21 protein-coding genes are annotated in these 24,266 nt (G+C 36.9%); 15 read left to right on the top strand and 6 right to left on the bottom strand.

All coding sequences use genetic code 11. The annotated features are described in order from the left end of the window. Positions 1–27: 27 nt before the first annotated feature. Both ACIP9G_RS20700 and ACIP9G_RS20695 read right to left on the bottom strand, forming a co-directional pair. Entirely contained in the window at positions 28–783 is a 756-nt protein-coding gene (locus ACIP9G_RS20700; protein WP_401021889.1) for a 3-hydroxybutyrate dehydrogenase, read from the bottom strand. Positions 784–848: 65 nt separating this feature from the next. Then, a complete protein-coding gene (locus ACIP9G_RS20695; protein WP_401021887.1) occupies positions 849–2,159 on the bottom strand; it encodes a GntP family permease in 1,311 nt (436 codons plus the stop codon). A gap of 233 nt (positions 2,160–2,392) precedes the next feature. Here ACIP9G_RS20695 and ACIP9G_RS20690 point away from each other — a divergent pair, with 233 nt between their 5' ends. From ACIP9G_RS20690 to ACIP9G_RS20655, 8 genes are all read left to right on the top strand, one after another. Continuing rightward, on the top strand, positions 2,393–3,310 hold the full coding sequence (locus ACIP9G_RS20690) for a LysR family transcriptional regulator (RefSeq protein ID WP_401021886.1): 918 nt from the start codon (positions 2,393–2,395) through the stop codon (positions 3,308–3,310). Between the two features lie 73 nt (positions 3,311–3,383). Beyond that, positions 3,384–4,625 carry an MFS transporter gene (locus tag ACIP9G_RS20685; RefSeq protein ID WP_401021885.1) on the top strand — a complete coding sequence of 414 codons (1,242 nt, stop codon included), beginning with the start codon at positions 3,384–3,386 and terminating at the stop codon, positions 4,623–4,625. A gap of 507 nt (positions 4,626–5,132) precedes the next feature. Continuing rightward, positions 5,133–5,810, top strand: coding sequence for a response regulator transcription factor (locus ACIP9G_RS20680; protein ID WP_401021884.1), 678 nt, complete (start codon positions 5,133–5,135; stop codon positions 5,808–5,810). Next, on the top strand, positions 5,807–7,252 hold the full coding sequence (locus tag ACIP9G_RS20675; RefSeq protein WP_401021882.1) for a HAMP domain-containing sensor histidine kinase: 1,446 nt from the start codon (positions 5,807–5,809) through the stop codon (positions 7,250–7,252). Before ACIP9G_RS20680 ends, ACIP9G_RS20675 begins: the two co-directional genes overlap by 4 nt. Positions 7,253–7,271: 19 nt before the next feature. Further along, on the top strand, positions 7,272–8,309 hold the full coding sequence (locus ACIP9G_RS20670; RefSeq protein ID WP_401021966.1) for a Fe(3+) ABC transporter substrate-binding protein: 1,038 nt from the start codon (positions 7,272–7,274) through the stop codon (positions 8,307–8,309). Between the two features lie 183 nt (positions 8,310–8,492). After that, the gene (locus tag ACIP9G_RS20665; RefSeq protein ID WP_401021879.1) at positions 8,493–9,611 is read left to right on the top strand and encodes a Fe(3+) ABC transporter substrate-binding protein; all 1,119 of its coding nucleotides are present in this window, start codon (positions 8,493–8,495) and stop codon (positions 9,609–9,611) included. A 3-nt stretch (positions 9,612–9,614) separates the two neighbouring features. Continuing rightward, entirely contained in the window at positions 9,615–11,258 is a 1,644-nt protein-coding gene (locus tag ACIP9G_RS20660; protein WP_401021878.1) for an ABC transporter permease, read from the top strand. A 4-nt stretch (positions 11,259–11,262) separates the two neighbouring features. Beyond that, on the top strand, positions 11,263–11,898 hold the full coding sequence (locus tag ACIP9G_RS20655) for an ABC transporter ATP-binding protein (protein WP_401021876.1): 636 nt from the start codon (positions 11,263–11,265) through the stop codon (positions 11,896–11,898). 55 nt (positions 11,899–11,953) lie between these two features. Here ACIP9G_RS20655 and ACIP9G_RS20650 read toward each other — a convergent pair whose 3' ends face one another. Further along, complete coding sequence (locus ACIP9G_RS20650) at positions 11,954–12,154, bottom strand: alpha/beta-type small acid-soluble spore protein (protein WP_340822267.1); 201 nt, start codon at positions 12,152–12,154, stop codon at positions 11,954–11,956. A 192-nt stretch (positions 12,155–12,346) separates the two neighbouring features. Here ACIP9G_RS20650 and ACIP9G_RS20645 point away from each other — a divergent pair, with 192 nt between their 5' ends. The 3 genes from ACIP9G_RS20645 (at position 12,347) to ACIP9G_RS20635 (ending at position 14,085) form a co-directional block, all read left to right on the top strand. Continuing rightward, positions 12,347–12,847, top strand: a complete 501-nt coding sequence (locus ACIP9G_RS20645) for a YehS family protein (RefSeq protein WP_401021874.1) — start codon at positions 12,347–12,349, stop codon at positions 12,845–12,847. Between the two features lie 153 nt (positions 12,848–13,000). Then, a complete protein-coding gene (locus tag ACIP9G_RS20640; protein WP_401021872.1) occupies positions 13,001–13,195 on the top strand; it encodes a hypothetical protein in 195 nt (64 codons plus the stop codon). 194 nt (positions 13,196–13,389) lie between these two features. Continuing rightward, positions 13,390–14,085, top strand: coding sequence for a hypothetical protein (locus ACIP9G_RS20635; protein WP_401021869.1), 696 nt, complete (start codon positions 13,390–13,392; stop codon positions 14,083–14,085). 46 nt (positions 14,086–14,131) lie between these two features. On the opposite strand, the gene ACIP9G_RS20630 is transcribed toward ACIP9G_RS20635, so the two are convergent. Both ACIP9G_RS20630 and ACIP9G_RS20625 read right to left on the bottom strand, forming a co-directional pair. Then, positions 14,132–15,826: a methyl-accepting chemotaxis protein gene (locus ACIP9G_RS20630; protein ID WP_401021867.1), complete on the bottom strand. Its 1,695-nt coding sequence runs from the start codon at positions 15,824–15,826 to the stop codon at positions 14,132–14,134. Between the two features lie 361 nt (positions 15,827–16,187). Then, entirely contained in the window at positions 16,188–17,183 is a 996-nt protein-coding gene (locus tag ACIP9G_RS20625) for a M23 family metallopeptidase (RefSeq protein WP_340822272.1), read from the bottom strand. Between the two features lie 200 nt (positions 17,184–17,383). Here ACIP9G_RS20625 and ACIP9G_RS20620 point away from each other — a divergent pair, with 200 nt between their 5' ends. The 3 genes from ACIP9G_RS20620 to ACIP9G_RS20610 all read left to right on the top strand — a co-directional run bounded on the left by ACIP9G_RS20620 (position 17,384) and on the right by ACIP9G_RS20610 (position 22,062). Continuing rightward, the gene (locus tag ACIP9G_RS20620) at positions 17,384–19,279 is read left to right on the top strand and encodes a PrkA family serine protein kinase (protein WP_401021964.1); all 1,896 of its coding nucleotides are present in this window, start codon (positions 17,384–17,386) and stop codon (positions 19,277–19,279) included. Positions 19,280–19,445: 166 nt separating this feature from the next. Next, positions 19,446–20,612 carry a sporulation protein YhbH gene (gene yhbH, locus ACIP9G_RS20615; protein ID WP_401021863.1) on the top strand — a complete coding sequence of 389 codons (1,167 nt, stop codon included), beginning with the start codon at positions 19,446–19,448 and terminating at the stop codon, positions 20,610–20,612. A 49-nt stretch (positions 20,613–20,661) separates the two neighbouring features. Continuing rightward, on the top strand, positions 20,662–22,062 hold the full coding sequence (locus tag ACIP9G_RS20610; protein WP_340822276.1) for a SpoVR family protein: 1,401 nt from the start codon (positions 20,662–20,664) through the stop codon (positions 22,060–22,062). 69 nt (positions 22,063–22,131) lie between these two features. Here ACIP9G_RS20610 and ACIP9G_RS20605 read toward each other — a convergent pair whose 3' ends face one another. Beyond that, positions 22,132–22,572, bottom strand: coding sequence for a hypothetical protein (locus ACIP9G_RS20605; RefSeq protein ID WP_401021861.1), 441 nt, complete (start codon positions 22,570–22,572; stop codon positions 22,132–22,134). A 209-nt stretch (positions 22,573–22,781) separates the two neighbouring features. On the opposite strand from ACIP9G_RS20605, the gene ACIP9G_RS20600 reads away from it, so the two are divergent. Next, a complete protein-coding gene (locus tag ACIP9G_RS20600; RefSeq protein WP_340822278.1) occupies positions 22,782–23,666 on the top strand; it encodes a radical SAM/SPASM domain-containing protein in 885 nt (294 codons plus the stop codon). Positions 23,667–24,266 lie beyond the last annotated feature (600 nt).

Here is a 24,266-nt window from a genome sequence, read left to right as displayed (position 1 = left end):
GTTTTAGTGACTGGCACTCTACATTTCTTACATACCACCAGTTACAGGGATTGCTTCCCCTGTGATTGCAGCCGCACCTTCTGATGCTAAAAATACTGCAGTTTTTGCTATTTCAGATGGCTCAAGTAAACGTTTCATCCATTGTTTGCCTAGGATGTGGTGGTTTAATGCCTCTTCTACAGAAGTACCGTCTTTTTCTGCTAATACGGGTAATTGCTTTTCGATTAATTCTGTACGAACTGGGCCAGGCTCAATTGCATTACAAGTAATACCACTAGTAGCATTTTCTAATGCCACGACTTTAGTAAATCCAACTTGTCCAGCTTTAGCAGCACAATAAGCGGATTTGTATGCATCAGGGATACGACCGTGTGCAGATACAATGTTAATAATACGGCCATAGCCATTTTGTTTCATGTTGGGAAGTGCATGTTTTGTCATTAAGAATGTCCCTTTTAAAATAATGCCATTTACTAAATCCCATTTTTCTACTGGGAAGTCTTCAACCTTTGAAATAAATTGAATACCTGCATTGTTTATAACAACCTCTACAGACCCACGTTCAGAAATTACAGCATCCATAGCTGTCTTTACATTTTCTTCTGATGTTACGTCTACACGGTAGCCTTTAGCATTGCCTAATTGTAAAGCTGCATTAACGGCTGCTTCTTCGTTAATATCGAATATTGCTACATAGTCACCATTGGCAATGAATTCCTGAGCAATTGCATATCCAATTCCTTGAGCTGCACCTGTAATAATAACTGTACGTTCTTTATTCATCATATATCTCCTACCTTTATTAATATTTTTATAATTGGAGAAGCACTCTCATCTTCTCCAAACCATTAATAGAATAAAACGCCAACGATTAAAGCTGCGATTAATGCTAATAAATTTGGTAATGTCATACTTAAAAATGAATATTTAAAAGCCTTTTCATGAGTTAATCCAGTTAAAGCAAATGTTGATAGAATGGCACCGGAATGTGGTAAACCTGTAAACACTGCTGATGCAATTGCTGATATACGATGCATTGCTTCTGGATTTACACCCATAGCTAAGTACGATTGTGCGAACGCTTCCATTGCAATACCTAGACCGCCAGATGCTGAACCAGTAATTGCACCAAGCGCACTTGAAGCAATCGTTAAACTAATCAGTGGGTTCCCTGGAATCCCTAAAATTAAATTAGAGATTACTTTGAAACCAGGTGCTAATGTAATGACCACACCAAATGCTACTGAAGCTGCCGTAAAGAAGATTGGATTAATGGCTCCATTGGCTCCAAGGCTAAGAGCTTGCTTATGTGATGGAATATATTTGTGAAAACCAATTGCAGAGACAACTACGCCTGCACCTAAACCCATTAAGACAATGTTTGGTACTTTGAGTGCACTACCAACAAAGATAATCAGGATTAGTACTAAAATCGGTAAAATACTTAAGAAGAAAGGGGGGATATCTTCTTTTAAGACGGCTTGATTATCTTTATCTTCACTCGCTTCAAATTTTTCATTTTTAGCTAAACTTTTATTTAGAGCGTTTTTCATATACCAAACACCAACAACAATCGCGACAATGGTTGCGATAATTCCTATTAAAGGTGCAGCGGTTACAGTAGTGCCTAAATAATTTGTTGGTACAACGTTTTGTATAGAAGGTGTACCTGGCAACATTGTCATAGTAAATGTACCGATTCCTAAAAATACAGGAATAACAATAAGGTTCCATGAAATGTTTAACTGTTTAAATAATGGTTTTGCTAATGGAATAATTACGAACAGTACCACGAATAAGCTAATACCACCGAAAGTTAAAATGGCACTAATAACGAAAATTGCGATTAATACAGAAAATGGTTTCTCTGTTCCAGTAATTGATAATACTTTTTGAGCAATGGATTGAGCTGCACCACTCTTTTCGATATACTGTGCTAAAATAGCACCTAATAAAAATACTGCAAAAAAATTAATGATAAACCCTGTAAGCCCTGTCATATAGGAAGCTTCATTTCCAATTAACGATGGAAAAAAGTTCATACCATTTGTTACGATGACAATAATTGAAGCTACAGGCGCTATAAATACAATGCTGTAACCTCTCATTGCCAAAAATACGACAAAAAAGATTGCAACAATAATTCCTAATGTACCCATACTATTTGTCCTCCACATTTTCTAGTGTCAATTTTCAGCTATTTGACAGTTTTATTATGTCGTAAATATGTCGGATTTTATAATACTATTTCTATTATCATGTCTATAACAAAATGGTTATCATTCATAAAAAATGCAATTTATATTTTACTAAATACATAAAAATTCTATTAATGTCGCATATATTCTATAATAAGGTGATATTTATACATGGAATTGAGGAGTTAATATATATGAAGGAAGATTTATCACTAGCCTATTTACAGGCCATTGAAGAATACGGGAATATATCCCAAGCAGCAAGTGCACTGTTTGTTTCGCAGCCCTATTTAAGTAAGTTTTTTAAAAATCTAGAGGAGAAGCTTGGTGTAGAATTAATTAATCGCCAAGTAACACCTTTGACACTAACTTATGCAGGCGAATTATACGTCTCTTATATGATAGATATAAAAAAAACATACGAGAGATTAGAACGTGAAATTGAATCGATAACAAATTTAAAAAAGGGCCGACTAATTATTGGCATTAACCCAATTTTAGCTTCCCATACACTTTATAAATTTCTTCCGCATTTCATGAGAAAGTATCCTGGTATAGAAATTGAACTTGAAGAAGCATCGGCCAATGAGATGGAAGCATTAGTACTTCAAAATAAAATTGATATTTGTATCAATATGTTACCTATTACGAATACAGAGCTTGTTTATGAAAGTCTTTATGAAGAAGATATATATTTAGTAGTGCCACCAGGTCACGCTTACTATCAAAAAAATATTAAGACAGCAACTCATATACCTTTTCAACCTTCGAGTTTAAACAAAGAAAAGTTTGTGCTACTAAACCCAGGGCTTGGATTGCGCCGATTAACGGATCAAATTTTTGAACGGTACAACATAAAACCTAATATTGTGTTGGAAACAAATAATATAGAAAATGCATTTAGATTAGCGAACAGCGGGGTAGGTATGACTATAATACCCGAATGTGTCATTACACGTGATCAACTGAACTTTGAATCGAATTTTTATACATTAGGAAATCCCACCTATAAAAACAATGTTGTCATTAGTTACAAAAAGGATAGTGTCTTATCTCCTGCAGCTTCGGCATTTTTACAATTCACAAAAGAAAAATATGGTGCCAGTCACTAAAACAATTCTGAATTGTTTTAGTGACTGGCACCTTTTCATATATTTTAGTAAAAGCCAATAGGAGTAGATATTAATGGACAAACAAAATAGCAAATACAGATGGATTGTATTTGTTGTTGTATTATTTACTTATTTGTTAATGGCGAGTCAACGAACAGCACCTGGATTAATTACAGAGCAATTGATGCGGGATTTTCATGTCACAGCAGCAACGATTGGCTTGTTAACGAGTATACAATTTTTTGTATACACAAGTTTGCAAATTCCAATGGGGATTTTGGCTGATCGTTATGGTCCGAACTTTTTCTTAATTATTGGTGCGACGCTTACAGGTTTAGGCACAATAATTTATAGTTTTGGTACACATGAATTCGTGCTGTTCTTTTCAAGAATACTTACTGGGGTAGGGGATGCGACCATATGGGTTAATATGGTGCTCATTTTAGCTCAATGGTTTTATCGAAAGGAATTTGTTCGGTTAATTGGCTTAGCAGGTATGACTGGGAGTCTTGGTTTTTTATTGGCGACAGTCCCTTTTTCCGAATGGATAGATTTACTTGGTTGGAGAGCGGCATTTTTTTCAGCGGGGTTATTATTATGTTTTTGTGGTGTTGTTCTTTATTTTGTCCTTGTAAAAAAGCCGAAAAAACTGTTTAAGGATGAGCAAGTAGTTGTCACAGCAGAAGGACAACGCGAAAAACCATTCGTCTTAGTGAAACGAATATTTTCACATCCCCAAGCATGGGCGCTATTCTTTTGTCATTTTGGTGTAGTAGGAGGCTATGTGGGATTTATTAGCTCTTGGGCTGTACCATATGGGATGAATATGTATGACATGACACGTTCGGATGCAAGTCAATTCATTATGGTAGGTCTTATTGGGGCACTTATTGGAGCTCCTTTAACTAGTTGGATTTCAAGTAGGTTAGAAACAATAAAAAGACCATATATTGCCGTTCATATGATCGTTTTACTCGGTTGGTGTTCGTTTCTTTTATTCAATGGGCATCCATCTTTATTCTTATTAATGTTATTATTTTTTATTATTGGCTTTGGCTACGGTGCAAGTGCTTTAACTTTTGCTGCTGTACGACAATCATTCCCGTTAAATGAAGCTGGGGTAGTTTCGGGGTTTGCAAATACAGGTGGTTTTCTAAGTGCTGTCTTACTACCGATTATTTTCGGATATTTATTGGATTATTTTCAATCTACTTCAGGTAATTTAGGCGATGGCTACTACTATGGTTTTTTTGCCCCAGTTATCTTCTCCATCATTGGTTTGTTTGGTGTGTTGCTCTTTCAAGAAAAGCGTTGAGAAATAGGACTTCAAAAGTGAAATCTTCTTCCACAAGCATAAGTAGAAGATTATATTTCGCCATTATCGGGAAAAATGAAATTAATGTGAATAAAAATTAAGTTGTAGTGGTTGAATTTATTATAGTAATAGAGCAGTTTAGTTGAAGAAATAGAAGTAGAAGGTTATTTTAAATAGGTAAACTAAAGTGGAATTTTAACAATTTCATTATTATCGGAAAGATTTTGTTCCACTTTACGTATGGGAAGGAGCAACAACGTTTTGGGTATAACTAGTATGGTCGGATACGTAATTATAGGTGGATTACTTATTCTTTTATTAGTCTTCATTATTGTCATGATTAATGGAGCGAAGAAGAAGTAATTGCAGTGCCAGTCACTAAAACAATTCAAAATTGTTTTAGTGACTGGCACTTTTATTCTCAATTGATTCTCAATTAGCTTTTGATAAGCTATACTAGACTCATAAAATAGTAATTTAAAAAGGCATTAAGGAGAGTTGAGTGGAATGAAACGTATTCTATTCATAGAAGACGAGCAGCATCTTTCACGTTTTGTAGAATTGGAGCTCCAGCGTGAAGGGTATGATGTTGTTTTGGCTTATGATGGTGTGACGGGGCTACATCTTGCGCTTTCCGAGGAATGGGACCTTATTTTACTAGACCTTATGCTTCCACAGCTAGATGGATTAGAAGTATGTAGGAGAATTCGCGCATTGAAAAAAACACCTGTCATCATGCTGACGGCAAGGGATAGCATTAAGGATAAAGTCTCGGGTCTCGATTGTGGAGCTGATGATTATATACCAAAGCCATTTGCCATTGAGGAGCTTCAGGCGCGCATGAGAGTTATTTTTAGAAGGCTAGAGGACAGTGCTGCTACAAGCCAAGCACTTCTTACGTTTCAAGATTTATCTGTCAATCTAGATCTGAGAGTTGTTAAACGAGGAGATGTTGAAATTGGACTAACGAAGCGTGAATTTGATTTATTAGTAGCGCTTATGCAAAATATTAATCGGGTAATGGACCGTGAAACGCTCCTCGATAAAGTATGGGGCTTTGAGACAGTCGTCGATACGAATGTTGTAGATGTGTATATTAGGTATTTACGTAATAAAATTGACCAACCTGGACAAGCAAGCTATATTCAAACGGTTCGTGGAATGGGCTACGTGATGAAACAATGATACAACGAAATCGTAAACGATGGTTATCATCAATGCCGATTAAATGGAAGCTTACTTTATGGTCTGCTTTTTTTATTTTGTTGCTTTTCATTGCTTATAATAGCGTTCAATATATATTTGTGGAAAAATGGATGATTGGTCAAGAGAAAGTACATATACGTCAACAAATGAATGACGTTCTGAATGAATTGCTAGAGAAGGAAGTTGAATTTGCTGAAACCGAATTGCCTCAAATACGAAATGATTTAAATAAAAAAAATCAAAAAGGGCAATTAATACGTATTATTAATAAGCAAAATAACAAGATTATCTCAGTATCTGATGGTATCCCAGAAGAATGGATTCCTCCAAAGCAAAGCGCTTTAACAGAAATCGTTATTACAGATTATGCAGATCATTCTTTTTTAATCATGAGAAGCCCCATCACGATTCATTCTTTTAAAGGAACCGTCGAGATTGTAAAAAACATAGATCAATTTAAGCAATTTACTGAAGATATTTTACGCGTCTTTGTTTTATCTGGATTAGGGGCAGTTATTTTAAGCGGTTTGGGTGGTGGCTTGCTTGCCCAACAATTGTTAAAGCCATTGCAGTCGATGGCAATGACGATACAAAATGTCGGGCGGAAAGGGCTACAGGAAAGGATGGAAGTTCCGAAAAGTAATGATGAAATTGCCATCTTAATGAAAATGTTTAATAAGATGATGGATCAAGTTGAACAGTCTTTTCATCAACAAAGCCAATTTGTCGAGGATGCTTCACACGAATTAAGAACACCTATTGCGATTATCGATGGACATTTGTCCTTACTACTTCGTTGGGGAAAGCATAATCCTTCAGTGATGGAGGAATCTTTAAATATTTCCTACCATGAACTTACTCGTATGAAATCGCTCGTTCAGGATCTGCTCCTTCTTACGAGTGCAGAGAGGGATGGAAACTTTAGTGAAGAAGTAGTTTTCCAAGCAGATCAAGCTATATTAAAGACAGTCGGAAAATGTGAACAACTACATCCCAATTACACATTTGAAACGTCTTTTGAAGGTTTTGAGGAACGAGAGATGATGGTTTCTGATAGTCATTTGGAACAAATTTTAATGATATTGCTGGACAATGCGGTGAAATATTCAGAAATTGGTTCTGCCATACGTATTGCAGGCTATGTTAGACATGATAAGGCGTTCATTGAAGTAACTGATCGTGGAATTGGTATACCAGAGAAAGATTTGCCTTTTGTAATGGAGCGTTTTTATCGGGTGGATAAAACAAGAAGTCGCAAGCAGGGAGGAACTGGTCTAGGGCTTGCCATTGCTAAACGGTTAATAGAACAGTACAACGGTCAAATAACAATCCAAAGCAAGGAATCTTTAGGGACGACCGTAACAGTTTCGTTTACATGTCATCTTCGTTTTAAAAAAAGGGAGGCTGAACCAAGTGAATAAGCTAGTTAAAAGAATAGCCATGCTATTGTCAGGGGGGATTCTGCTCATCAATACGGGTTGTTCGCTTAGTAGCTTGACACGACAAGCGGAATCTGAAGACAGTCGACAGGTTGTTAATGTATTTACAACTAGACACTATTATGTTGACAGTATGTTGTTTCAAGAATTTACGAAGCGTACAGGCATTCATGTCAATGAAGTGAAGGGAACAGCGGAGGAGCTTGTAGAACGTATGAAAAAAGAAGGGGAAGCTTCATCTGCTGACATATTGTTAACAGTTGATGGAGGGGCACTGGAATTCGCAAAGCAACAAGACGTTCTGCAAAAAATAAAAACGGAAACTTTGCTACGAAATGTACCTATGGAGTGGCGTGACAAAGAGCATTACTGGTTTGGAATTGCTACTCGTGCTAGGGTTATTGTTTATGCAAAAGACCGTGTAAGGATGGAAGAGTTGTCAACATATGAAGATTTGACAAACGAGCGATGGAAGGGCAAAGTATTGGTCCGATCTTCCTCAAGCTTATACAATCAATCCTTGTTGGCTTCGTTTATTGAACTGCATGGGGAACAGCAGGCAGAAAAATGGGCACAAGGAATTGTGCGAAATTTTGCCCGTGAACCAGAAGGCGGGGACAAATCTCAAGCGAAGGCAATTGTAGCAAAGGTTGGAGATGTCGCCATTATGAACACATATTATATTGGTCAGATGTTGAACTCGAACGATCCAGAAGAGCGGGAAATTGCTGAAAAACTAGGGGTGTTTTTTCCGAATCAACTGACGACAGGTACTCATGTAAATATTAGTGGAATTGGCTTGGCCAAGAATGCCCCAAATAAAGAAAACGCCATTAAATTTGCTGAATTTTTGACGAGCAAAGAGGGACAAACTTTGTTAGTACAAGGAAGCTTTGAATTTCCAGTGAACCCAGAATCAACGATGCCTACACTATTAAAAGATTGGCAAAACTTCAAAAGGCAACCGATTGATGTTGCAAGTCTAAGAAGATTACACAACAATGCAACGGAAATTTTTGAAAATGTAGGCTGGCAATAAAGAGATATTTGAAAGTGAAAAAATTTTTCCTTTCTCAGCGTTTTCTCATTTTCAGTTGCTAAACTAAATTATAGACAGTATAGATAATAATTTTCATTTATGACTTGAAGGTTATTTTTTTTCAGGATAAATGAGAATGAATGTTATTATCAATTGCTGAAAATAATTTAGGGAGGAAATAAGATGTACAACAAATACAGTTCAACGTTTTTAACATTTGTACTTGTACTTGTTTTTGTGCTGGCTGGATGTAGTGCAAACAGTTCTAGCCAAAGTAGTGCCAAGGAATCTTCATCAGCAAAAACGGCGGAGGCTTCCAATGCAAATAATACAGAGTCTAGCAAATCGGGCGGTGAAGTTAATATTTATACAGCTCGTCATTATGATGTGGATAAGGAGCTATACGATCAATTCACAGAGCAAACGGGCATTAAAGTAAACGTGGTGGAAGGAAAAGCACCAGAGTTGATTGAACGCATGAAGCGTGAAGGAGCTAGTACACCAGCTGATCTGTTCATAACTGTAGACGGTGGTATTCTAAATTCAGCTAAAACTGAGGGGATTCTACAACCAATTGTGTCAGACGAATTGGATAAACAAGTTCCTAGTGATTTGCGTGACAAAGAAAATCATTGGATTGCATTATCTACACGAGCGCGTGTTATCGTCTATGCAAAAGACCGCGTTGATCCTAGCCAGCTTTCGACTTACGAGGATTTAGCAACTGATAAGTGGAAAGGAAAAGTAGTTGTAAGATCTTCAACAAACCTATATAACCAATCGATGCTTGCTTCCTTTATTGATGTTATGGGAGAAAAAGAAGCAGAGGCTTGGGCGGCTGGTCTTGTATCGAATTTTGCACGTGAGCCAGAGGGCGGTGATCGCGATCAAGCCAAAGCAATCGTTTCTGGTGTAGGTGATGTCGCGATTTTGAATACTTATTATGTTGGACATATGTCTTCTTCTGATGATGCTGAGGAGGTCAAGGTTGCTGAGAATATCGGCGTATTTTTCCCGAACCAGCAAACGACAGGAACACATATTAATATTAGCGGCGCCGGACTTGTTAAACATAGCAAAAACAAGGAAAATGCTTTAAAACTATTAGAGTTTTTAACTGCGGCAGAAGCTCAAACAAAAATTTCTCATGCCAACTATGAGTTTCCAGTAAACAGTCAAGCAACGCTTCCAGGGCTTCTAGAAAGTTGGGGCAAGTTCAAGCACCAAAACGTTGACTTTGCAAAGTATGGTGAGTTAAATCCAAAAGCTGTGGAAATCGCCAATAAAGTTGGTTGGAAGTAAAAGATGAAACAAACTCTGCTTCCAAAATACATTTGGAGACGTATAAATGTTTGGACGATAACAAGTATTTTGGGTGCTGCAATGGTATTGCTGTCAATCCTTTACGTATTGACTGGTCTGTTCCGTCCTGCCAATGAAAATTGGGACAACATTTTGCAATTTTTATTGGCAGATTATATTTTGGGATCATTGAAGCTGGTGCTAATCACCAGCTTCTTTGCCACATTAATTGCAGTAGTACTTGCTTGGCTTGTAGTCGGATATACATTCCCATTGCGTAACTTTTATAAATGGGCATTTATTTTGCCACTAGCAGTTCCACCGTATATAGCTGCTTATACGTATAGCTATATGACTGGCTATACCGGTGTTATTCAAGCAATGCTTCGCAATAAATTTGGTATTGAGCTACCACCAGGTTCCATTGAGGTAATGTCAGAGCGCGGAGCTATTTTTATACTAACACTGTTTTTATTTCCATATATATTCATTATAACGCGGGTTTTTTTACAATCTCAGAGTGCATCCTTTATTGAAAATGCACGATTACTTGGACATAAGCCATTTTCAATTTTTTTTAAGGTAGTACTGCCACTTGCTAGACCCGCTATTATGGCAGGTGTAATGCTTGTTGTTTTTGAAGTATTGAGCGATTACGGAGTAGCCAATTACTTTGGCGTACAGACCGTTTCCACCGCAATATTTCAGATTTGGTTTGGTATGTATGATATAGAGTCAGCGTTGAAATTGGCTGCCTGGCTTATGCTCGTTGTAATTGCTATTTTTATGTTCGAACGACTGTTGAGAAGAAATCGTCGCTATGCAGCGAAGGCAAATCGAAGCAATAGGCTTAAACCGCAACAATTGAAGGGAATCAAAGCTTGGGTTGCCACGATATTTTGTACAATTATATTCCTACTCTCTTTTGTTGCACCAGTAAGCCAATTAATAGTATGGACATTTCAATATGGGAGCAAAATTTGGAGATCTGATTTTTTTGACTTAACTATCAATACGCTAAAAGGAGCCACTATAGGAACGGCGCTTATTCTAGTTATTGCACTTTTATCCTCAAGGGCAGCAGTAATTTTTGCTTCACCGTTTTTACAAGCACTTACGCGTTTGATGTCAGCAGGATATTCTGTACCAGGTGCGATTATTGCAATTGGTGTTCTCGCTCTATTTCTTGCGCTAGATGAAAAGCTGGCATCACTCTATACGTTATTCGGCAAGGAGGAAGGCGTGCTCGTGCTCAGCTTGTCATTAACAATGCTTATAGCTGGCTATGTAATTCGGTTTATTGCAACTGGGTATGGTTCATTGGAAGCGGGGTATGACAAGTTGCCTCGGGCTTATACAGAAGCGGCTCGAACATTAGGGAGAGGTAGTTTGTCGACATTCTTTCGAATAGAGCTCCCACTTTTAAGAGGTGCGTTGCTAAGTGGTTTTATATTAACTTTTGTGGAAATTATTAAGGAACTTCCACTGACATTACTACTTAGACCATTTAATTTTGATACGTTAGCGACACGTGCTTACCAATATGCAACAGATGAACGTATCTTTGATGCTGCGCTACCATCTTTATTGCTAGTTCTAATCGGATTAGCTTCAGTACTTATTATTATTAAGAAAGAAAGGGGATGACAAAATGTCCTTTGTATCCGTTGAAAAAATGACGTTCCGTTTTGCAAATGGACTTCCAGCGGTTATCGATGAACTTTCTTTCACAATGTCTAAAGGAGAAATTGTTGGTGTTCTCGGTCCAAGTGGTAGCGGGAAAAGTACACTTCTGCGATTGTTAGCGGGACTCGAAATGCCGGAACGAGGGATTATTTCCATCGATGGTCGGTTGATAGCCGGTGAGCGTACTTTTGTAGAGCCTGAGCATCGTTGTGTAGGAATGGTTTTTCAAGACTATGCCTTATTTCCAAATATGACCGTAGCGGATAATATTATTTTTGGATTACATAAACTAAATCGGACTTTGCGTCGTTTACGCTTGGAACAAATGCTTGAGTTATTGCAAATGACAGAATATGCAAAGCGCTATCCCCATGAGCTCAGTGGAGGACAGCAACAACGTGTTGCCTTAGCTAGAGCGCTTGCTCCACAGCCTTCTGTGCTTCTGATGGATGAACCTTTTAGCAGTCTAGATGCAGAATTGAAAGCTAATATTCGCAATGAACTTCGGCAAATTTTACAAAAAGCGAACATAACCTGCTTGTTTGTTTCGCATGATCCTGCCGACATTGATGCGATATGTGACCGTGTGCTTAAAATGTAAGTGCCAGTCACTAAAACAATTCAAAATTGTTTTAGTGACTGGCACTTTTTTTTATTTAAAAACCTTTTGCTCTTTTTTCAGCCATTTCTACTAGTCGTTTTGTAATTTCTCCACCTACTGAACCGTTTGCGCGAGAAGAAGCATCTGGCCCTAGTTGTACGCCGAATTCTTGTGCGATTTCATATTTCATTTGATTGACAGCCTCTTGTACACCAGGAACTTGAAGCTTATTTGAACTGCGATTGTTGTTAGCCATTTTTCTCACCTCCTTGTGATATTAGAATGGTCGTGAGCTAGTATTTCATACATTTAAAAAGAAGGAAATGTGCAAACTATATACTATAGTTAGGAATAACAGGAAAGCTAGCTAAAAATGCAATTTACTCTGTTATAATAAATCCTGGCTCTTAAAATTAAGGTTTAGCTAGAAGATCGAGGAGGTTTTGATATGACGAATAATGATATTTTGATTCGTTTACGATATGCATTAGATATTAAAAATACGGATATGGTGGAAATCTTTAAGCTAGGTGGCATGAAGTATTCAAAAGAAGATGTTTTAAATATGCTAATAAAAATTAAAGATGAAGAAGAAGATAACATCCCAGAAAATTACATCAAATGTAATAATAAAATGTTAGAGGCATTTTTAAATGGTTTAATTACATTTAAACGAGGCCCACAACCATCAACACAAGGTCAACAAGAAGGACCCCCACCAGTGACTGGTAATGAAAGCTCAAATAATATGCTGATGAAAAAAGTGAAAATTGCACTAGCTTTAACAACTGAGGATATGCTTGAGCTTTTAGCTGAAGGTGGCGTGTCAGTATCGAAAGGTGAACTCGGTGCAATCTTAAGAAATCCAAGCCATCGTAACTACAAAGAATGCGGTGATCGATTCGTAAGGAATTTTTTAAAAGGTTTAACATATAAATATAGAGACTAAAACAACAATCATTACTTAATTAAAAAATATATTGTAAAAGTACCATTTTTTTCTTTTGACCATTGCAATATGTGACAAAATTGTGTACACTTGAATTGACACAATGTTGTCACAAAAGGGAAAAGAAATGTTCATGAACAGAGGGGTGCTTTTATGATATTTTTTGATCTTATTTTAATTGTTGTTTCTTGCATTAGTATTCCATTAATAGTAGCAATCATGTTAGATATTTTTTATGCAGAACACAAAAAAGTTCGTTTTTCATTACGCCGTACTTCAGTATGGTATATGTTTGTTTTTGCTTTATCCTTTATTCCATCTGTTTTACTCGTAACACAATTTGCATGATTTTATACAATAAACATTTAGGGGTAAGTGTTTATTAATAGTAGAGCAGCGACACGTCTTAAAAAACGTTGTCGCTGCTTTTTTGTAGTGGCAAGCTATTCAAATGAAGAATGAAAAGAGAGATTACTGAATAAGATTTCTAGTATATAGATGTATTTTTCCTATCTATTATTTATTTTGAAGGTGGGATAATAATGAAAACAGTCTTTCTATTATTGTTAGGTACAATTTATTTGTTTTTAGCAAATGCAATGGAAGCCATACTAATTAAGAAAGCGTATTTTTTAATTGGACTTGCTTTAATTACTGTTGGGGTCATTCGTTATATTAAATGGAAATATCATACTTATAAAATAATGACAGAGCTAAAAAGAGCAAGTGAAGAGGAGTTAAATAATATCCCACATACACATGGCACAATCGCCAGTGACGGTTTACATGCATTATTGCTCAATGAGCATACAAAAACACTATTAGTAGCTGTTAAAGAAGATTGGGAAGCTGAGTTAATAAAGAAGGAAGTCCATTTTAATGAAATTTATGAAGTAGCCATTTTTGAAGATGGTCATATCATTGCCAGAACTAGTAACGGACTTTTTAGTGAATCATTACTAGAAGAAGACGGAAGCTCTTTAGGAGAAGAAGATGAGATTGAGGAAGAAGAATATGAGGAAATGGAGGAGGTTTCACAATTAGCTATAAAGATGGTGGTAGATAATATTACGGCTCCAATTATTGAATATGCCTTTTTAGAACAAGAGGATGCGATTTCCAAAGAAGATGAAACGTATATAGAGGCAATGGAGTTATGTGAGCAATGGTATCAAAAGATCAGTATTATTATAAAACGCTATGAACTTGAAAGAGTGCCAATTCGACGGTGGCAGTAATAAAAAAAGCTATCTCGAAAAACATTTCGGATAGCTTGTAAAACTGTTATAAAGTAAATTTTTGTAGTTGTGTATTTAGTTCTTCAGCCATTTCTGCAAGTTGATTTGCACTCTTTGAAATTTCATCCATCGTCGCGGCTGTTTCTTCGACAGTTGCAGTTGTTTGCTCTACGCCTGCAGCAGACTCTTGGGAAATAGAAGCCATTTCATCAATAGAACCATTAATCATTTCGGAGTGTTGTGAAATTTTTGTTATGTTAGTTGAAATGACATTGATATTGTCATTCATATCTTCAATAGCTTGAGAAATTTGATCGAAAGTATTATTAGTTTGATCTAATTGCGCAGTACCTTTTCTTACTTCCTCATAGCCAGATTGTAGTGAATTTGTTACACTTCCTGTTTCGTTTTGAATGCGGTGAACAATTGTTGAAATATCAGTAACAGAGAATTGCACTTGTTCGGCAAGCTTACGTACCTCATCGGCAACAACCGCAAAGCCTTTGCCATGCTCTCCTGCACGTGCCGCTTCAATTGCAGCATTTAAAGCAAGTAAATTCGTTTGGTTTGAAATCTCATCAATTACTGAAACGAGCTTCGAAATTTCAGCAGACTGCTCGTTTAAGCCTTCTACCTTTTTCACAGAATCCAATACAATGTCATTAATAGTTGCCATTTGTTTTGTTGATTGTACCATTAATTTTTTACCTGACGTTGTTAAATCATGTACATGCCCCGAATGTTCTTTTAACTCCATTCCTTCTTGCGTTGTTTCATGAATGTTGCGTTGGAAAGTTGTCATAGTTTCTGCTAAATCACTAGCTGTAGATGCTTGTGTTTCAGTTCCCGTAGCAAGCTCTTGCATAGTATAAGAAATTTGTTCTGTACCTGTTTGAACTTCATTGGCAGATTGCGCTAATTCCTCGCTGCTAGCAGCGACCGTTTCTGAAACATTATGAATAGAGCTTATAGTATCCTTTAATTTCTCATTCAGGTCATTGGCAGAAAGCATTAATTGCCCAATTTCATCTTGGTTTGTTACTGAAAACTTATCATGACGCAAATTCCCATCAGCTAATTCTCTCATACGATTTGAAACAATCGTAATTGGCTTAGCAATTCGACTTGCTGTAAAAATCGCTAAAAGTATGCCTGCAACAATTAAGATGAGACTTACAGTGGACCCAATGGATTTATTGTTTGAACTTGTTGAAACGACATCATTGCCGACTTGCGTAATCGATTCAGCGCGTTTATTAGCTACTTCTTCATAGCCATCACGAACTTCATCGACGAGCTGATTAATAGATGTTAAATTTTCTAATGCTAATTGTTTATCGCCCTTTTTATATACTTCAAATACTTCACTATTAACACGGTTGCTCCATTCACGAGCTTTCTCTACAAGCTTTTCACGTTCAGCCGTTTTTTCATATTGCTCCACGATACGGTTATTATCCTCAGCAATTTGACGGTACTCATTAAAAGTATCTATGTATTTTTCATCGCCCGTAACAACATAACTTAGGGCTGAAGATAATCGTACACTAATAGACATAGATAGATTTTTACTTGCTTCTAAAACAACTAAATCTTCCTTAACAAGTCCTGTTGCTTGCTTCTCCATGTTTGTATTAGAAAAATAAGTATAAGTAGTAAAACACACAAATAATACTAATAAAATTATAAATCTACTTAAAATGCGCGCTTTGATTGATTTAAACTGAAATAAATGGTTCATTTTTCCCATCCTTTCGCTTTTTCTATAGAACTAGTCCTATCTTTTTATTTTATTACTATTTCATAAGAAAAGTAGAATTTTTTTGATGAAAATACTAAAAAAGGTTTTTTGGCATAATTAATTTACAATTTTCTTATATTTTTGTTAGAATGCAAAAAATGTCTATCTATTTGCCTATGTTAATGTCATTTTTAGAAAGCGATAAATTATTAATTTCCTACATCACTGCACACTAATCAAAAAGATATATTAAAAAAACAAGCCCCTCCACATAGTTTTCGTGGGGGGCTTGCTTTATGTCTCTGCTTACGCTGTGTATAAAGGGCTATAAACGCTAAAAAATTGCCCTTAGCAATTTCAACTATTGCTTGTCCTTTTTGGCCTGACGCTCCCATTGCAAGAGGGAAGGATATGGATCGAATGCCCATTCTGTTCGACCATTAAATTTATAAATGCCGTAATGAAGGTGTGGTGGGAATTTTCCTGAAGTTCCTTCTTTCCCATAACCAGAGCTACCGACATAGCCGAGTATTGTTCCTGGCTCCACAACATCTCCAACCTTAATGTCCTTATTATAGCTACCAAGATGGGCATAATAATGATAAGAATTATGATTATCTCGAATGCCAATTCGCCATCCACCAAATTGGTTCCAGCCTTTGATTTCGACTACACCATAGGAAGTGGAAAGTATAGGCGTCCCATAGCTGGCAAATATGTCTGTACCTTCATGGATGCGTCTACCGCCCCAGCCTCTGTTGTCGCCCCAAGTACCTCTAAAGCTGTAATTGTAGCGAGTTGGAATAGGGAATGTATGAGCATCTAGCTCCGTTGTTTTAAAATGTTTATACAAAGTAGAAATTGTTACGATTTGATTGACAGCTTCTTCACTTTTGTAATATTCCCATAAAGCCAGTTTGAAGTCCTCATCTGTAGAACCAAATTTACTTAAATAGCTTGCCATGGAGTATATAACATCTAGATCATCTTTAGGACTAGCGATTCCATCATTATTGCCATCAAGTCCCATTCCACCGAAGTAACTGATTGTTTCGGGTATCGTATCTTCCTTGACAGGATTTAATGCGCCTGACCAATATTCATCAGAAAATTGAATGGCAATGTAGCCATCTCGTTTAGGAATATCTTTACGAACAGATTGGAGATTGCGCTCATATTGGTCGATTGCTGCTAAGAAATGCCATGGAATCAGTAATTCATCGTATTGAACATAATAAGACATGCGTTGTTGTAAAATTTCCTCATTACTAGGTCCTTCATTTGCCAATGTAACTGTTGGAAAGAAATAACTCCACACTAGCATACATGTCAGAAGGAAAATAAAATGACGACTCAAAATTGAACCTCCTTTCTACAGATTAGAATAACCGAAATTTTATATTTCATAAGTCCGCTTTACATACAGTAAATGCCTTTTTGTAGCAAGAAAAAAAAGGAACAATAAGAAGAAACTTAATCAAAGAAAAAGTAATGGGTATCATAATGTCTTTAACTTCATACTATGTTATAAATCAAGCCCTGAATGGAGGGAAGGCTATCAACATTTTAGATAAAGTGAAAAGCTATCGCGAAGAAGAAAATCGACTGAAGTGGGAAGGTACATTTGCAGATTATCTAAGCATTCTGAAGGAAAGACCTGAAGTTGCTCAAACAGCCCATTCTCGCGTCTACAATATGATTAAAAGCGCTGGAGTAGAGGAACGCGATGAGCAAAAAATGTATCAATTTTTCGGGCAAGAAATTTTTGGGCTTGAATCAGCAATTGAAAGACTGGTGGAGGAATATTTCCATCCAGCAGCAAGAAGATTAGATGTTAGAAAGCGAATTTTGTTATTGATGGGGCCAGTAAGTGGAGGAAAGTCAACGATCGTGACCTTGTTAAAGCGTGGACTTGAACAGTTTTCGCGTACGGAAGAGGGAGCAGTTTATGCAATTAAAGGATGTCCAATGCATGAGGATCCCCTGCATTTAATTCCACATCATTTACGTCATGACTTTTTTGAAGAGTATGGAATACGAATTGAGGGTAGCTTATCGCCTTTAAATACGATGCGTCTTGAAAAAGAATACGATGGACGTATTGAGAATGTCATCATTGAACGTATAACTTTTTCTGAAGACAAACGTGTAGGTATAGGAACCTTTACACCTTCTGATCCAAAATCTCAAGATATTGCGGATTTGACGGGTAGCATTGATTTCTCGACAATTGGCGTATTTGGCTCAGAGTCAGACCCTCGTGCTTATCGCTTTGATGGAGAGTTAAACAAGGCAAACCGAGGGATGATGGAATTCCAAGAAATGCTGAAATTAGATGAAAAGTTTTTATGGAATTTGTTGTCACTGACGCAGGAAGGGAATTTTAAGGCAGGAAGATTTGCCTTAATTAGTGCGGATGAGTTAATCGTAGCCCATACTAATGAAACTGAATATCGTTCCTTCATTTCTAATAAAAAGAACGAAGCATTACACTCGCGAATTATTGTAATGCCAATTCCTTATAATTTAAAAGTGAGCCAAGAAGAACTGATTTATGAAAAAATGATTAATGAAAGTGATATGTCCCATGTTCATATTGCGCCACATGCATTGAAGGCCGCAGCAATCTTTTCGGTCCTAACAAGGCTGGAAGTTCCGAAAAAACAAGGTGTGGATCTTATAAAGAAAATGCGCTTGTACGACGGAGAAAATGTGGAGGGATTTAATTCCGTTGACTTAGAGGAGCTTAAAAAAGAGTTTCCTAACGAAGGCATGAACGGTATTGATCCACGGTATATTATAAATCGTATTTCTTCAGCTATTATTCGAAAAGAAATTCCATCGATTAATGCATTGGATGTTTTGCGCGCACTGAAGGATGGTCTTGATCAGCATGCTTCTATATCGCAGGAAGATCGAGAAAAATATATGAACTATATAGCTGTGGCAAGAAGAGAGTATGATGATATTGCCAAAAATGAAGTGCAAAAAGCGTTCGTTTATTCGTACGAGGAATCTGCAAAAACGTTAATGAATAATTACCTCGATAATGTAGAGGCATTTTGTAATAAAAATAAAATATTTGACCGCTTAACTGGTGAAGAAATGAATCCAGATGAAAAATTAATGCGCTCCATTGAAGAACAAATTGGTATTTCTGAAAATGCGAAAAAAGCATTCCGTGAGGAAATATTAATTCGTATTTCGGCTTATGCAAGAAATGGAAAACGGTTTGACTACAATTCTCACGAAAGATTGCGAGAAGCGATTCAAAAGAAATTATTTGCTGATTTAAAAGATGTTGTGAAAATTACGACTTCTTCCAAAATGCCTGATGAGTCACAGTTGAAGAAAATTAATGAAGTTGTAGCAAGACTTGTCGATGAACACGGCTATAATACAACGTCAGCAAATGAGTTATTACAATATGTAGGAAGCTTACTGAATCGTTAATTTTCATTTTAGTGGCAGCCACAATTATGCCAAAAGCGTAATTGATAGACGTAATAGGAGTGTCCCAATTTTAGGGCACTCCTTTTATTTCTCTAAAAAAGTTCAATAAAGCGGATCACTAGCATAGTATAGAAAAAGCGAATTTGATAGATGGGTGAGGATAAAAATGACTGAAAACGAAAATAAGGGTTTTGTCATCTCTCAGGAAAATTGGTCCCTCCATCGTAAAGGGCACCAAGACCAGCAACGTCATATGGAAAAGGTTAAAGAAGCGATTAAAAATAATTTACCCGATTTAGTTAGTGAAGAAAGTATTGTCATGTCAAATGGTCGTGAGGTAATTAAAATACCTATACGCTCCCTCGATGAATATAAAATTCGATACAATTATGATAATTCTAAGCATGTAGGTCAAGGACAAGGTGATAGTAGCGTAGGGGATGTTGTCGCGCGTGACGGTAGCAAGAGCAATCAGCAGGGCAATGGGAAAGAAGCTGGTGACAAGCCTGGTCAAGATTATTATGAAGCAGAAGTAAGTATGGAAGAAATTCAAAGTGTGTTATTTAAAGAGCTGGAGCTTCCTAATTTACAGCAAAAAGAAAAAGCAGATATTAAAACCGAAAAAATTGAATTTAATGATATAAGGAAAAAAGGGCTTATGGGTAATGTGGATAAGAAGCGCACAATATTGAATGCGCTGAAACGCAATGCCATGGAAGGAAAAGCGCAAATTACACCAATTCATAATGATGATTTACGCTTTAAAACATGGGATGAAGTGGAGAAGCCTGAATCAAAGGCTGTAGTCCTTGCAATGATGGATACAAGTGGTTCTATGGGTGCTTTTGAAAAATATTGTGCTAGAAGTTTCTTCTTTTGGATGACGAGATTTTTACGGTCGAAATATGAAACAGTTGAAATTGAATTTATAGCACATCATACAGAGGCAAAAGTAGTGACAGAGGAAGAGTTTTTCACAAAAGGGGAAAGCGGCGGAACGATCTGTTCTTCGGCTTATATTAAAGCGTTAGAGTTGATTCGTGAGAAGTATAATCCTAGTCGTTATAATATTTATCCTGTGCATTTTTCAGATGGTGAAAACATTTCAATGGATAATGAAAAATGTTTAAAGCTAGTTAATGAATTGATGGACGTCTCAAGCATGTTTGGATATGGCGAAGTAAATCAACATAATCGTTTTTCAACATTAATGTATACGTATAAAAAAATTGATGATCCAAAGTTTAGGTATCATATTTTAAAGAAAAAAGGCGATGTCTATGATGCCTTAAAGAGCTTTTTCCAAAAACATGAGTTGCAAAATGAAAATTAATATTAGGAAGGTGCGAAGCATTCATTTTTCCAGAGGAGGAGGTTGAAAAATGGAGAAGGAGCTTCACCGTGCGATTGATGAAATAACAGAAATTGCAACAGGGTTTGGGTTAGATTTTTTCCCAATGCGTTATGAAATATGTCCTGCAGATATTATTTATACATTTGGCGCATATGGTATGCCTACGCGTTTTTCCCACTGGAGCTTTGGAAAGCAATTTCATAAGATGAAGCTACAGTATGATTTAGGGCTAAGTCAAATTTATGAGCTTGTTATTAACTCAAATCCGTGCTATGCATTTTTACTTGATACGAATTCTCTCACGCAAAACAAGCTAATTATTGCGCATGTATTAGCACACTGTGACTTCTTTAAAAACAATGTACGATTTTCTAATACAAGACGAGATATGGTAGAGAGTATGACAGCAACTGCAGAGCGGATTGCGGGCTATGAAAGGGAATATGGGAAGGAAGAGGTAGAACAGTTTTTAGATGCGATATTAGCTATTCAAGAACATATCGATCCTTCTTTATTAAGACCAAAGCTGTCATCAGAAGATGAAGAGCATGATGAAGAAGAAATTGTTACTTCTAGATCGCCGTATGATGACCTTTGGAATTTAGATAATAAGGAAAAAGAGCAAAGGTCGGTACGTAGAAAAATTAAACAGTTTCCAATGAAACCGGAAAAGGATTTATTACTTTTTATCCAAGAGCATAGTCGTGAACTAGAGGGATGGCAACGTGATATTTTAACAATGATGCGTGAGGAAATGCTATATTTTTGGCCTCAATTAGAAACGAAAATAATGAATGAAGGTTGGGCTTCCTTTTGGCATCAGCGCATCATGCGTGAACTCAATTTAACAACAGTAGAGACGATTGAATATGCCAAATTAAACGCGGGTGTTGTGCAGCCATCAAAAACATCAATCAATCCTTATTATTTGGGCTTGAAAATATTTGAGGATATTGAAAAACGCTATAATAATCCAAGTGAAGAGATGCTAAGATTAGGGGTACTACCAAATAGCGGACGTGAAAAGATGTTTGAGGTGCGTGAAATTGAATCCGATATTTCCTTTATTCGCAACTATTTAACAAAGGATTTAGCAAAGCAAGAGGATCTATATTTATTCCAGAAAAAGGGTAATGAATATCGCATTACAGACAAAGATCATGAAATGGTTCGTGATCAGCTTGTATCGATGCGCGTTAATGGAGGGTTCCCATATATCGTTGTGAAAAACGGCGATTATCTACGAAATGGAGAGCTATATTTAGTGCATGGTTATGAGGGAATGGAGCTAGATCCACATTATTTAGAAAATGTATTGCCGTATATTTATCAATTGTGGGGGCGTCCTGTGCATTTAGAGACGTTTGTTGAGGGAAAACCGATGCTTTATTCGTATGATGGTACAAAAAATTATAAGCGCTCTGTCTAAAGTAAAACTTCTATCAGGTAGGATGAAAAACCCTACAGATAGAAGTTTTACTTTTTTATTGAGATAACTTTATTCATTGTTTTCATTGTTAGAAGGATGCTCTTCAATTGCTGAATCTTGTAATTCTTCTTCTTCAACGTCTTGTGATTGATTAGAAGTCGAATGTATATCACTATCAATGACTAAACTATCTCGGACTTTTATACCTTGTTGTCCACCAGCTTCATCATTATTATCTCCGGCAATTCCACTTCTACCATTACCGTCAGCGAATTTAGAATTAAGATTTCTTGTTTGGCTATGATTGAGCGCATTTTGTCCGCCTTGGTTGGCATTTGTACCAACATCTTTATTGATTTGACCGCCACCTTCAGCTCTTTGCTCAAAATGGTTCTCTGTGTTGCCAATATTAAAAGTGATATTTATAGTAATGTTATTTTTTGCTTCTTTATCTCTTTCTGGTTCCTCAGAGTGATTAGAATTTCTAGAGGCATTATTATAACCTGTCATAGTTTTCACCCCTTTCATTAAGTATTATTATTAAAGTATTAATTTTTTAGGGGTTCACTTGTACGTGTAGCCTTATACATATCGGAAATATTGAAGATATTATATAAAGCAGTAGTTATTAATAATGAATTTCTGCGCGACGTAACGAAAATTTGTTAAAATGAATAAGATTATATGAATATCTATGGAACTGGAACGGTGAATAAACGTTGAAAACATTTAAAAAGGTTTATATAGAAATAACAAGCGTCTGTAATTTAGCTTGTAGTTTCTGCCCGCCAACTGAGCGTGCAAAAGGGCTTATCAAGGTAGAACAGTTTAATAAAATACTTGATGAAATACGACCTCATACTAAATACATTTACTTGCATGTTAAAGGTGAACCACTTTTGCATCCGCGGATTAATCAGCTATTAGACGCGGCACATGACAAGGGCTTTAAGGTGAATATTACGACGAACGGCACACTTATTAAAAAGAATCGTGAAAAGTTATTGGGCAAGCCAGCACTACGCCAAATTAATTTTTCATTACACAGCTTTGATGGCCATGAGGGCTCTGAAAATCGTGAGAAATATTTAGGGGATATTTTAGATTTTGTCCGCGAAGCAAAAGAATTTAACACAATAATTTCGTATCGTCTGTGGAATTTACAGCAGGATCATGTTACAGATCTTGCTGCTAGAAGAAACCGTGAGACATTAGAAATTTTAGAAAATGAATATAATCTCGATTTTCGCATTGAGGAAAAAGTTCAGCCGGGCAAGGGCGTAAAAATTGCGAACAATGTTTATTTAAATCAGGATCATGAATTTAGATGGCCAAGTTTGCTTGCGCCTGAGGATGAAGGCAAAGGCTTTTGTCATGCGTTACGCAGCCAAGCAGCCATTCTTGTAGATGGTACAGTTGTGCCATGTTGTCTTGATGGAGAAGGTGTTATCAACTTGGGGAATGTACATGAGCAGTCCTTTAGTGAAATTGTAGAAGGCGAGCGTGCCAATAATTTAGTTGATGGTTTTTCAAGACGAGAAGCGGTCGAAGAGTTATGTAGAAAATGTGGCTACCGACAAAAGTTCGGTATGGAAGGCGAATAGGGTAAAAGAGAAAAGTGTTACTTTGACTGCACGAATCTTGCTGTGACCGTCGATATCCGTTGCGGACGGTCGCTTTCTGCAAAGCATAGAAATAGTATGAGTGACTGGTACGCCGTATAGCCCCATGGCATAAGAATAGTTCCTAAAACGGAAAAATCCACTGCGCTTTCCGCGGGCACACACGTAAGCCGCAATCCTCGCTAATGCGCGGCTTGTTGCGTCTTACGCTGTGTGCGTTCCCGCAGGAGTCTACGAGGATTTTTCCTTTGTTAGTTTAGAATGCAAAGCTTAGAAATTGTATGAGTGACTGGCACACGGTATAGCCCCATGGCATAAGAGTAGTAGTTCCTAAAACGGAAAAATCCACTGCGCTTTCCGCGGGCACACACGTAAGCCGCAACCCTCGCTAACGCGCGGCTTGTTGCGTCTTACGCTGCGTGCGTTCCCGCAGGAGTCTACGTGGATTTTTCCTTTGTTAGTTTAGAATGCAAAGCTTAGAAATAGTATGAGTGACTGGCACACGGTATAGCCCCATGGCATAAGAGTAGTAGTTCCTAAAACGGAAAAATCCACTGCGCTTTCCGCGGGCACACACGTAAG

It is taken from the genome of Lysinibacillus sp. NPDC093197 (assembly GCF_044754025.1).
Lineage (GTDB): Bacteria > Bacillota > Bacilli > Bacillales_A > Planococcaceae > Lysinibacillus.
Note: the sequence above shows the minus strand (reverse complement) of the source record. Positions and strands in the feature narration are given on the sequence as shown.

Coding starts and splice junctions, on each gene's coding strand:
- ACIP9G_RS20610 (WP_340822276.1), top strand. CDS start 20,662: ATGGAGAAGGAGCTTCACCGTGCGATTGATGAAATAACAGAAATTGCA.
- ACIP9G_RS20660 (WP_401021878.1), top strand. CDS start 9,615: ATGAAACAAACTCTGCTTCCAAAATACATTTGGAGACGTATAAATGTT.
- ACIP9G_RS20695 (WP_401021887.1), bottom strand. CDS start 2,159: ATGGGTACATTAGGAATTATTGTTGCAATCTTTTTTGTCGTATTTTTG.
- yhbH (WP_401021863.1), top strand. CDS start 19,446: ATGACTGAAAACGAAAATAAGGGTTTTGTCATCTCTCAGGAAAATTGG.
- ACIP9G_RS20650 (WP_340822267.1), bottom strand. CDS start 12,154: ATGGCTAACAACAATCGCAGTTCAAATAAGCTTCAAGTTCCTGGTGTA.
- ACIP9G_RS20635 (WP_401021869.1), top strand. CDS start 13,390: ATGAAAACAGTCTTTCTATTATTGTTAGGTACAATTTATTTGTTTTTA.
- ACIP9G_RS20700 (WP_401021889.1), bottom strand. CDS start 783: ATGAATAAAGAACGTACAGTTATTATTACAGGTGCAGCTCAAGGAATT.
- ACIP9G_RS20690 (WP_401021886.1), top strand. CDS start 2,393: ATGAAGGAAGATTTATCACTAGCCTATTTACAGGCCATTGAAGAATAC.
- ACIP9G_RS20685 (WP_401021885.1), top strand. CDS start 3,384: ATGGACAAACAAAATAGCAAATACAGATGGATTGTATTTGTTGTTGTA.
- ACIP9G_RS20605 (WP_401021861.1), bottom strand. CDS start 22,572: ATGACAGGTTATAATAATGCCTCTAGAAATTCTAATCACTCTGAGGAA.
- ACIP9G_RS20630 (WP_401021867.1), bottom strand. CDS start 15,826: ATGAACCATTTATTTCAGTTTAAATCAATCAAAGCGCGCATTTTAAGT.
- ACIP9G_RS20680 (WP_401021884.1), top strand. CDS start 5,133: ATGAAACGTATTCTATTCATAGAAGACGAGCAGCATCTTTCACGTTTT.
- ACIP9G_RS20675 (WP_401021882.1), top strand. CDS start 5,807: ATGATACAACGAAATCGTAAACGATGGTTATCATCAATGCCGATTAAA.
- ACIP9G_RS20670 (WP_401021966.1), top strand. CDS start 7,272: ATGCTATTGTCAGGGGGGATTCTGCTCATCAATACGGGTTGTTCGCTT.
- ACIP9G_RS20640 (WP_401021872.1), top strand. CDS start 13,001: ATGATATTTTTTGATCTTATTTTAATTGTTGTTTCTTGCATTAGTATT.
- ACIP9G_RS20665 (WP_401021879.1), top strand. CDS start 8,493: ATGTACAACAAATACAGTTCAACGTTTTTAACATTTGTACTTGTACTT.
- ACIP9G_RS20645 (WP_401021874.1), top strand. CDS start 12,347: ATGACGAATAATGATATTTTGATTCGTTTACGATATGCATTAGATATT.
- ACIP9G_RS20655 (WP_401021876.1), top strand. CDS start 11,263: ATGTCCTTTGTATCCGTTGAAAAAATGACGTTCCGTTTTGCAAATGGA.